This is a genomic window from Streptomyces hygroscopicus subsp. hygroscopicus (assembly GCF_001553455.1).
Classification (GTDB): domain Bacteria; phylum Actinomycetota; class Actinomycetes; order Streptomycetales; family Streptomycetaceae; genus Streptomyces; species Streptomyces hygroscopicus.
The window spans coordinates 1-10,000 of record NZ_BBOX01000425.1 but is presented as its reverse complement, the minus strand read 5'-3'; the positions used below and the strand labels follow the sequence as shown (position 1 = coordinate 10,000).

Below are 10,000 nucleotides of genomic sequence, written 5' to 3'. Positions count from 1 at the left end.
CCCGGGTCCAGCGCGGGCTCGTGCGCGGGCCGCGGCCCCGGTCGTCGGCCGCCATGGCCGCCGTGACCCGGGCCAGCATCCGGGTCCGGTCCGGCTCGTGGGCGGCGGCGGCCGCACGCAGCTCGGCGACGACATCGCGGCCCTCGTGGCGCTCGCGATGCTCGATCATCAACTGCCCCCTCCTGCGTGCCCGGCGTGGCCGATGTGACCCGAGCGGCGAGCGGGCCCGGTCGGGCCCAGGTTCCCGGAGCGGAGCGTCCGTACCGTCCGCCCGGTTTCTGTCTGCACGGCCTCTGGCTGCCCGGTTTCTGTCCGTCCGGGTTCTGTCTGATGGGTCCGCGGCTGGTGGGTTCGCGGCTGGTGGGTCTGCGGCCGGTGAGTCTGCGTCTGCCCGGCCACCGTCTGCTGGGGCCCTGGCCGCCCGGTCTGCGTCTGCTGGGGCTCTGGCTGTCCGGCCTCTGGCTGCCCGGGCCGCCTCGTCGTGGGGGGCTCGCCCTCCCCGTCCAGAGGGCCGAGCAGCCGCTCCAACTCGGCGATCCCGCGGGAGGTCTGGCTCTTGACCGTGCCCACGGAGATGCCCAGCGTACGGGCCGTCTCCCGCTCGGAGAGGTCGAAGGCGTGCCGCAGCACCACACACGCGCGTTTGCGGAACGGCAGCCGGACCAGCGCGGCCTGCACGTCCACCACGGCGGACACATCCGGGTCGTCCACGTGGTCGGAGCCCTGTGAGGAGAACAGCGCCACCCGCCGCCGTTCGCGCACCAGGCTGCGGATCCGGGAACGGGCCAGGTTGGCGACCACCCCCCGGGCGTACGCGGCCGGATGGTCGGCGGCCCGCACCCGGTCCCACTGGTGCCAGACCGCCACCAGTGCGTCGGCCGCCAGGTCGTCCGCCCCGTCGGAGCTGCCGAGCAGCAGATGGGCGAGGCGGGCCAGCTCGGCGTGGTGCCGCTCGAAGAAGTCGCGGAACTCGGCCTGTGAGTCGGCGTGCGAGTCGATGCGCGGGTCGGTCCGCGAGGGGGCGTGTGAGTCGGCGTGTGGGCGGACAGGTGCCCCGGCCGGTAAGCCGTCGGGGCCCTCCGGCGCGTCGGGTGCGTCCGGCGGTGCGCCGTGTGGTGTGTCCCTCCCGCGGGTCGCGGCCATCCGTACGGCTCGCGCGGTGCCCGAGGCGGCCGCGTCATCGGTGGGAGCGCTCACGAGGACCTCCTCAGTGCCGCTCGTGCGGTGGGTTGCGTGAGCGTAGCAGCGCTGCGCATGTTGTTCGAGTGGCGCCGTTGCCGCTGATGGGAATTGGCCGGTCAACGCCGCGCTCCGGTCTCGTACAGTGCGTTGCATGAGGGATAGCGCGGTGCTCCACATCAAGGGCCGGGTCCTGGTCGGACCGGACACCGGCGAATTGGCCGACGACATCGCCGGGGACATCCGGGACGAGCTGTGGGTGGTCGACGGCAGGATCACGTTCGAGCGGCCGGCCGGGGCCAGGGACGTCCGGCTGATCGAGGGCTGGGTGCTGCCCGGACTCGTCGACGCCCACTGCCATGTCGGACTCGACGCCCATGGCGCGGTGGACGAGCCGACCAGCGAGAAGCAGGCACTGACCGACCGCGACGCGGGGGCGCTGCTGCTGCGGGACGCCGGATCACCGGCCGACACCCGGTGGATCGACGAGCGCGAGGATCTGCCCCGCATCATCCGGGCCGGCCGCCACATCGCCCGCACCAAGCGCTACATCCGCAACTACGCCCATGAGATCGAGCCGGAGGACCTGGTCGCCTACGTCGCCGCGGAGGCGCGGCGCGGCGACGGCTGGGTCAAGCTCGTCGGTGACTGGATCGACCGGGAGACCGGCGACCTGGGCGCCTGCTGGCCGCGCGGCGCGGTCGAGGCGGCCATCGCGGAGGCGCACCGGCTGGGTGCGCGGGTCACGGCGCACTGCTTCGCCGAGGAGAGCCTCGCTCCGCTGGTCGAGGCGGGGATCGACTGCATCGAGCACGCCACCGGGCTGACCGAGGAGACCATCCCGCTGTTCGCGGAGCGGGGCGTGGCGATCGTCCCGACCCTGGTCAACATCGCGACCTTCCCCCGGCTGGCGCTGGGCGGCGAGGCGAAGTTCCCGCGCTGGGCCGACCATATGCGGCGGCTGCACGCGCGCCGCTACGAGACGGTACGGGCGGCCTACGACGCGGGCATCCCGATCTACACCGGTACCGACGCGGGCGGCGGCCTGGCCCACGGGCTGGTCGGGCAGGAGGTCGCCGAGCTGGTGAAGGCGGGCATCCCGGCACGGGACGCGCTCTCGGCGGCGACCTGGGGGGCACGGGCCTGGCTCGGGCGGCCTGGGCTCACCGAAGGCGCCTCCGCCGACCTCGTCGTCTACGACACGGATCCCCGCGAGGACGTGCGGGTGCTGACGACGCCGCGGCGGGTGGTGCTGCGGGGACGGGTGGTCGGCTGACCGTGGCGAGCTGAGCGGCGGCGGGTTGGCCGTTGGCGGGTTGGTCCGGGGGTTGTGGGGCGGTGGGTTGGCCGTTGGCGGGTTGGCCCGGGAGTTGTGCGGCGGCGGGTTTTGCCGTGGCGGGCTGACGGCTGGGGAGGCGTTCGGCGGTCGGGACAGCGGATGGCGTGTGCCGCGTGTGACGCGTGGGGCCTGAGATTCCGTTGGGGCGACAGCCCTCCCTGGGACAGCGGTGCTTCAAGGGGCCAGGGTTCGAACTCAGCGGCGAACCACACCCGTTGGGATGAACGGACATCATGTGCCCGCGTGTTTACCCACGGTGCGCAAATATGGCGTCGTCGAGGCCGTCGGCGCCCGTGGAGTCCCCCGCGGCAGGCGCCGGCGGCTCCATGTCTCCTGTGGGGGTCAACTCACGTGTCCTGTTCCAGTAACACCTCTTTCGGCATGCCTACCCGCCGTCTGGCGGCCGCCACTGCCGCTGCCGCGGTCTCCGTCCTGGGTCTGATGCCCGCGGCGACCGCGCAGGCCGAAACCGGCGCTACCACCGGTAAGGCGGGTGCGGTCGTGCTCCGCACCGATCTCGATGTCTCCTTGCTCAACAAGACCGTCACGGCACCGCTCGCGGTCGCGCTGAACGATGTGCAGGCGCCCGCGACCGCCAGCAAGACGGCGCTCACCGCGACCCTGGACGGCGTGGACGGGGGCCGCCCGTTCAATGTGCTGCGGGCGGACGTGGCCACCGCCCGGGCCGCCGCGGACAAGCAGCGGGCCGAGGGGTACTCCAACCTCGTCAACGCCCGGGTCAGCGTGCCGGGTCTGGCCGCGGTGCCGCTGATCACGGTCGAGCAGGTGACCTCGAAGGCGGTGTGTGCCGCCGGGAAGCGGCCGACCGCCGACTCCAACCTGCTCGGCAGCGTCAGCGTGCTCGGCAGGAAGGCCACCTTGAGCACGGGCGGTACGACCACGGTCGATGTGCCCGCGCTCGGCCAGGTCCGGCTCGACCTGTCGCGGACGTCCACCACCTCGCGCACGGCCGCGGCCACGGCCCTCAACCTGAAGGTCTCCGTGAACCCGCTCAAGCTGAACGTCTCCGAGGTCGAGGGGCAGGTCACCCTCGCCCGGGCGACCTGTGAGGCACCCGTCGCCGCGGCGGTGGAGCCCAGCCCGAGCGTGGGCTCCAAGACCACGCCCGAGCCCAAGCCGGAACACCTGGCCGAGACCGGCGGCAGCTCGGCCACGCCGTACCTGGTGGGCGGCGGTGCCCTGCTGCTCGCCGCGGGTGGCGGAGCCGTCGTCCTGGCCCGTCGTCGGCGCGCGGGCGCCCGCGGCGACGCCGCCTGACGCCCCTGGCGCCGTCAGGCGCTGATGCGTCCTTCGCCTCCTGACCTCTGCGGATGCCGCATGGCCCGTCGAGCCCGGCGTGCGTGGCCCGTTGGGACTTGGTGTCCGTGGCTTGTCGGGTTTGGTGTCCGTGGCCCGTTGGGGTCCGGTGCCCGTGGTCTGTGGGTCCGGGTCCTGTGGCTCATGGGGTAGCTCACGGGTGCCGGTGCCGCCGCAGCCTGCGGCGTCCGGTACCCGCGGCTCATCGGCCCCGGCACCCACCGCCCTGTGGGGTCCGGAGCCCGTGCCGAACGGCGCGGGCTCCGGACCCGGGGCCACTGGGAGCAGGGGGAGTGGGGACGTGGAGGCCCTGGGCCCGGGGTCCGAGGCCACAGCGACCCAGGGCCCAGCCGTCCGGAGGCACGGGCAAGCCGTAACCCGACCGCCCGCCGCACCTGCGCGGCGCGCGGTCAGGCGACCGCTTCCGCGATGGCCTTCGCCAGGGCGACGACGAAGCGGTCCGTCGTGGCGCGGTCGCGGACCGCGAGCCGGAGCCAGTCCGGGCCGAGGCCCGGGAACGTGTCGCCGCGGCGGACGGCGAAGCCCAGCTCCCGCAGCCGGGTGCGGACCGCCGCCGCGCCCGGAAGGCGGATCAGCAGAAACGGTCCGGCCGCCGGACCGCACACCCGCACCTCCGCCAACTCGGCCAGCCGGTCCGCGAGATAGGCCCGGTCGGCGGCTGTACGGTCGGCGGCCCGTGCGGCCTCGGCGAGGGCGGACGGGGCGCAGCACGCCTCGGCCGCCGCCAGGGCCGGGCTGGACACCGGCCACAGCGGCTGGACCCGCTCCAGCGCCGTGATGGTGTCCGGCTCCGCCAGCACATAGCCGATCCGCAACCCCGCCAGTCCCCAGGTCTTGGTGAGGCTGCGCAGCACCACGAGCCCCGGCACATCGGTGCGGTCCGCCAGTGACTCGTGCTCCCCCGGAACGGCGTCCATGAACGCCTCGTCCACGACCAGCGTCCGCCCCGGCCGGGCGAGACCGGCCAGGGCGTCGGCCGGGTGCAGTACGGAGGTGGGGTTGGTGGGGTTGCCGATCACCACCAGGTCGGCCCCGTCCGGCACCGCGTCCGGGGTGAGCCGGAAACCGTCCCGCTCATCGAGGACCACGCGCTCCACCGTGTGGCCCGCGTCCCGCAGCGCGGCCTCCGGTTCGGTGAATTGCGGATGCACCACCACCGGGCGCCGGGCCGGTATGGCGCGGGCGAGCAGGACGAACGCCTCCGCGGCGCCCGCCGTCAGCAGCACCCGGTCGGCCGGGAGACCATGGCGTACGGCGACCGCGTCCCGCGCGGCCCGCCCGTCGGGATAGGCGGCCAGCCCGTCGAGGGACGCGGCGATACGGGCCTTGAGCCAGTCCGGAGGCGTACCGGCCCGGACATTGACCGCGAGGTCCGTCAGGGCGGCAGCGGCACCCCGCACCTCCGCGTCCCCGTGGTGCCGCAGATCGAATCCGGCGGACGCGCCCTCTGCGGTCGTGCTTTCCGAGGGCGCGCTCCGCGCGGTCGTGTCTTCGGCGGTCGTGCTCCGCGTGGTCCTGCTCTTCACGGTCGTGTCCTCTGCGGTCGCGCCCTGTGAGGGAGTGCTCTGCGTGGTCGTGCCCTCTGAGGGTGCGCCCTTCGCGGTCCCGCTCTTTGCGGTCGTGCTCCCCGCGCTGCTGGCGCTGCTCCCCGCGCTGCTGGCGCTGCTCCCCGCGCTGCTGCTCTCCGCGATCGCGCCCTCGGCGGACAGAGCGTCCGACCCGCGTGCGTCCGGCCCGACGTCCGGGCCGCACGCGGACGGGCCCGTCGATGGGTCAGCGGACATCGGCGTGGACATCGGCATGTGCGAAGGCATGGGGCTCATCGGCGGCCCCGGCCGACCCGGCGATCCGGGCCGACTCGGTGGTCCCGGCCGTCCCGGCGGTCCCGGTCGACCCAGCGGTGCGGGCCGTCCCGGCGGTCCCAGCCGACCTGCTGGTCCCGGCCGTCCCGGCGGTCCCAGCCGACCTGCTGGTCCCGGCCGTCCCGGCGATCCCGGCCGTCCCGGCGGTGCGGGCCGTCCCGGTGGCCCCGGCCATCCCGGCGGCCCCGGCGGTCCCGGCCGTCCCGGCTGACCCGGCCGTCCCGGCGGTCCTGGCGGTCCCGGCGATCCGGGCCGACTCGGTGGTCCCGGCTGACCCGGCCGACCCGGCGGCCCCGGCCGACCCGGCGATCCGGGCCGACTCGGTGGTCCCGGCCGTCCCGGCGGTCCCGGCCGTCCCGGTGGCCCCGGCTGACCCGGCGGTCCCGACCGTCCCGGCGATCCGGGCCGCCCCGGCCGTCCCGGCGGTGCGGGTCGCGTCCTCGTAGCGTTCCATGACGAGGTCGGCCAACTCCCAGGCCGGGCCTATGACATCGGCGGAGACCACCTCGACCTCGGGGTGGGCGAGCCCCCATCCCTCGGCCTGCTGCCGCACCCGCTCCAGGGCGTCGCCCGCGAACAGGAAGTACGGCAGCAGCACGACCCGCCGCGCGCCCAGCTTGGCGCAGCGGTCCAGGGCCGAGGTGACATCCGGTGCGGCCAGCGAGGCGAAGGCCACCTCGACGCCCGCGAAGCCCCGGCCCTCCCACAGCAGCCGGGCGGCCCGGTGCACCTCGGCGTTGGCCTCGGGGTGCGGCGATCCGTCGCTCACCAGCAGCACGGTCGTCTCCGCGCGGTCCGAGGGCAGCCGGGGCCGATTGCCCAGCGCCTCGTCGAGCCGCCGCTCGAGCACGCCCAGCAGCGTGGGGTGCGGGCCGAGCGGCGGTGCGCAGGCGAACGAGGCGTCGGCGTGCCGCTCCGCCTCCCGGGCCAGCGCGGCCGCGATGCCGTCCCTCGGGCAAGCCGCCGGGTTCAGGGTCAGCGGTACGACGGCGAAGCGGGTCACCCCCTCCCCGATGAGCCGGGTGACCGCCGCGGACAGCGGGTGGCTGCCCGGTCCGATGAGGCCACCTGCCACGGGAAGGTCCGGGCGGCGTGCGGCCAACTCCCCGACGAAGTCGTGGAAGGCGGCGGCATGCCCTTCGTCTCGAGTGCCGGTGCCTGCGATGAGCAGCGCGGGCGGGGTCGTCACGAGGTCTCCTTGGTGCGGGTGGTGCCGTGTCACGGTCAGCGGGGGCGGGCTGTTTCCGCCCCGAGACGTTACTGACCTGCGCCGGGGCGGTCCACGGCAGGTTCCACGGCAGGTCTTCGCCGCCCGCTCTGCGCGGATGTGGCCAACGCCGGACGGCGAGCGACGGCGCAGGTGGCCTTCGCGGGGCGGCCGTGCGGCGCGGACTTCCGCTTGGGGACGAGCAGTTCGGCCCCCGGACCGGCGGCCAGCAGCGCCGCCGCCTCGGCGACCCCGGCCGTGCCCACGGCGGCGAGCGGGGCCGCCGACGGGTTGGGCACCTCCACCGCGGCCAGCGCCTCCGCCGGGTATCCGCGCAGCGGCACCCCCAGCCGCCCGGCCGCCGTCAGCAGCCCGGACTCCCCGGCCCTGGCCTCCACCGTCGCCAACTCGGCCACCGCGTGCGGTGACAGGCCCGCCTCCGCCAGCGTCGCCTCGACCAGTCCGATCACCTCACCGGCGGACACCCCCCGGCTCGCCCCGACCCCGACGACGAGCGGTGACGCGGACCGGGGGCACACCGCGGCCCGGCCGATGACCTGCACGTCAGCCCACCGCCTCCGCTCATCCGGCCCAGGGCGCGCATCGGCCGACGAACCGGGCCGCCACCCCCGGGACCGAGGCCCAGTGCACATGCAGATAGGAGGCGTGCACATCCCCCTGCGCGAACCCTTCGGTACGACGCTCGGGGCGGACGACACCCCAGGCGGGCTCCGGCCCCGCCCCGGGCTCGATGGCGGTGCGGTGGAACTCGTGGCCGCGCACCCGCGTCCCCGCGGCGGCGAGTGCGGTGTCGGAGACGGCCACGGCCTCGCGGTAGCCCAGCGTCAGACGTTCCGACATCCGCGCCTCGGCGGCCAGCACCCCGCACATCGGCTCCCCGTCCAGCGAACGCGCCAGATACAGCAGTCCGGCGCATTCGGCGGCGATGGGCGCGCCGGACGCGGCGAGCCCGGCGACGGCGGCGCGCAGCGGCTCGTTCGCGGACAGCTCCGGGGCGTAGACCTCGGGGAAGCCGCCGCCGATCACCAGACCGCCGGTGCCCTCCGGGAGGCGCTCGTCCCGCAGCGGGTCGAAGGGGACGACCCGCGCCCCGGCCGCCGTGAGCAGCTCGGTGTGCTCCGCGTACGAGAAGGTGAACGCGGCCCCGCCCGCCACGGCGACCACCGGCCGCGCCCGCGGGGCGGCCCGGTCCCCGGCGCCGGGGACCGGCTCCGCCGCCCGGCGGATCTCCTCCGCCGGATCCCAGACCGGCCCGGACAGCGGCGGTGCGCTGCGGGCCAGCGCCAGCAGCCCGTCCAGATCGCAGCCCTCCCGCACCCGGGCGGCCAGCGCGGCCACCGAATCGACCGCCTCCGCATGGCGCTCGGCCACCGGCACCAGGCCCAGATGGCGGCTGGGCGCCCGCACCGCCCGCGCCCGGCGCAGCGCGCCGAACACCGGCACTCCGCACCCCTGGAGCGCCTCGCGCAGCATCGCCTCGTGGCGGTCCGAGCCGACCTTGTTGAGGATCACCCCCGCGACCCGCACCCCGGGGTCCCAGGACGCGAAGCCGTGCACCAGCGCGGCCACCGAGCGGGACTGCGAGGAGGCGTCCACGACCAGCACCACCGGCGCCCGCAGCACCTTGGCCACCTGCGCCGTCGAGGCCAGCTCGCCCTGTCCGGCCGCCCCGTCGAACAGGCCCATCACCCCTTCGACCAGGGCCAGGTCGCAGCCCGCCGCCCCGTGCAGGAACAGCGGGGCGATCCGCTCCGGACCGCACAGGAACGCGTCCAGATTCCGGCCCGGACGCGCTGTCCGGGCCCGGCCGGCCGAGGAGGCGGCCGAGGAGATGGCGAGCGCGTGATAGCCAGGGTCGATGTAGTCCGGGCCGACCTTGTGCGGGGACACGTCCAGACCGCGCTCCGCGAAGGCGGCCATCAGCCCCGCGGTGACCGTCGTCTTCCCGCTGCCGGAGGCGGGCGCCGCGATCACCAGGCGCGGAACACTCACCACTCGATGCCCCGCTGGCCCTTCTGACCGGCGTCCATCGGATGCTTGACCTTGGACATATCGGTGACCAGATCGGCGAAGTCCAGCAGCTGCGCCGGTGCGTTACGCCCCGTGATGACGACGTGCTGCGTCCCGGGCCGGTCCCGGAGCACCGACACCACCTCGTCGGGATCCACCCAGCCCCAGTGCATCGGATACGCGAACTCGTCCAGCACGTACAGCCGGTATGTCTCCGCCGCGAGATCGCGCTTGACCTGCTCCCAGCCCTCGCGTGCGGCCTCCTCGCTGGAAGCCATGTCGCGCTGGACCCACGACCAGCCCTCGCCCATCTTGTGCCATGCGACGGTCCCCCCTTCGCCCGAGTCCCCGAGGACGCGCAGCGCGCGCTCCTCACCGACCCGCCATTTCGCGGACTTTACAAACTGGAATACACCGACCGGCCAGTTCTGGTTCCACGCCCGCAGCGCCAGCCCGAACGCCGCGGTCGACTTGCCCTTGCCCTGACCGGTGTGGACCAGCACCAGCGGGCGGTTGCGGCGCTGGCGGGTGGTCAGCCCGTCGTCGGGGACGACGGTCGGTTGTCCTTGCGGCATCAGGCGGCCCTCCGTGAGGTCGATACGGTCCGTACGTCGCGCACCAGCGCGGTCACGCTGTCCGCGCGCAGCTCGTCGAGGGTCACCGGTGTGCCCCGCAGCTCGCGGGCGAGCGCGCCCGCCAGGCCCAGCCGTACCGGCCCCGACTCGCAGTCCACGACCACCGAGGCGATCCCGTCGCCCGCGAGCATCCGCGCCGCGCGCCCGGCCCGCTCGACCGGCGTGGCCCCGCCGGACCGCCGCGCCTCCGTGGCCCGCCCGTCGGTCACCACGACCAGCAGCGGGCGCCGCGAGGGGTCCCGCAGCCGCTCCACCCGCAGCACGTCCCGCGCCTTCAGCAGCCCGGCCGCCAGCGGTGTGCGGCCGCCGGTCGACAGCCGCTCCAGCCGCACGGCGGCCGCGTCCACCGACGAGGTGGGCGGCAGCGCCAGCTCGGCGTCCGCGCCCCGGAAGGTGATCAGCCCGACCT

Annotated in this window: 7 protein-coding genes and 2 pseudogenes; 2 read left to right on the top strand and 7 right to left on the bottom strand. The window is 75.3% G+C overall.

All coding sequences use genetic code 11. The features are described from left to right. Positions 1-507: 507 nt before the first annotated feature. Positions 508-999, bottom strand: a pseudogene (locus tag AXW62_RS40035) (SigE family RNA polymerase sigma factor); the annotation flags it as partial. Between the two features lie 334 nt (positions 1,000-1,333). On the opposite strand from AXW62_RS40035, the gene AXW62_RS34285 reads away from it, so the two are divergent. Beyond that, entirely contained in the window at positions 1,334-2,455 is a 1,122-nt protein-coding gene (locus AXW62_RS34285) for an amidohydrolase family protein (RefSeq protein ID WP_174556462.1), read from the top strand. 444 nt (positions 2,456-2,899) lie between these two features. Beyond that, the gene (locus tag AXW62_RS34280) at positions 2,900-3,796 is read left to right on the top strand and encodes an SCO1860 family LAETG-anchored protein (protein ID WP_060947894.1); all 897 of its coding nucleotides are present in this window, start codon (positions 2,900-2,902) and stop codon (positions 3,794-3,796) included. A gap of 449 nt (positions 3,797-4,245) precedes the next feature. Here the strand turns inward: AXW62_RS34280 and cobC are convergent, their stop codons facing one another. From cobC to AXW62_RS34250, 6 genes and pseudogenes are all read right to left on the bottom strand, one after another. Next, positions 4,246-5,382: an Rv2231c family histidinol phosphate aminotransferase CobC gene (cobC, locus tag AXW62_RS34275; RefSeq protein ID WP_079115930.1), complete on the bottom strand. Its 1,137-nt coding sequence runs from the start codon at positions 5,380-5,382 to the stop codon at positions 4,246-4,248. Between the two features lie 763 nt (positions 5,383-6,145). Beyond that, positions 6,146-6,907: pseudogene (locus AXW62_RS34270) on the bottom strand (sirohydrochlorin chelatase); the annotation flags it as partial. Positions 6,908-6,975: 68 nt separating this feature from the next. Beyond that, positions 6,976-7,488, bottom strand: coding sequence for a cobalamin biosynthesis protein (locus AXW62_RS34265; RefSeq protein WP_060947893.1), 513 nt, complete (start codon positions 7,486-7,488; stop codon positions 6,976-6,978). Between the two features lie 19 nt (positions 7,489-7,507). After that, a complete protein-coding gene (locus tag AXW62_RS34260; RefSeq protein ID WP_060947892.1) occupies positions 7,508-8,941 on the bottom strand; it encodes a cobyrinic acid a,c-diamide synthase CobB in 1,434 nt (477 codons plus the stop codon). Beyond that, positions 8,935-9,531: a cob(I)yrinic acid a,c-diamide adenosyltransferase gene (gene cobO / locus AXW62_RS34255; protein ID WP_030841175.1), complete on the bottom strand. Its 597-nt coding sequence runs from the start codon at positions 9,529-9,531 to the stop codon at positions 8,935-8,937. Before cobO ends, AXW62_RS34260 begins: the two co-directional genes overlap by 7 nt. After that, a partial coding sequence (locus AXW62_RS34250) for a VWA domain-containing protein (RefSeq protein ID WP_159061023.1) occupies positions 9,531-10,000 on the bottom strand: 470 nt, incomplete at its 5' end. The genes cobO and AXW62_RS34250, both read right to left, overlap by 1 nt.

What these genes read in the sequence shown, in the direction of transcription:
- AXW62_RS34285 (WP_174556462.1), top strand. Translation starts at nt 1,334, where the DNA reads ATGAGGGATAGCGCGGTGCTCCACATCAAGGGCCGGGTCCTGGTCGGA.
- AXW62_RS34280 (WP_060947894.1), top strand. Translation starts at nt 2,900, where the DNA reads ATGCCTACCCGCCGTCTGGCGGCCGCCACTGCCGCTGCCGCGGTCTCC.
- cobO (WP_030841175.1), bottom strand. Translation starts at nt 9,531, where the DNA reads ATGCCGCAAGGACAACCGACCGTCGTCCCCGACGACGGGCTGACCACC.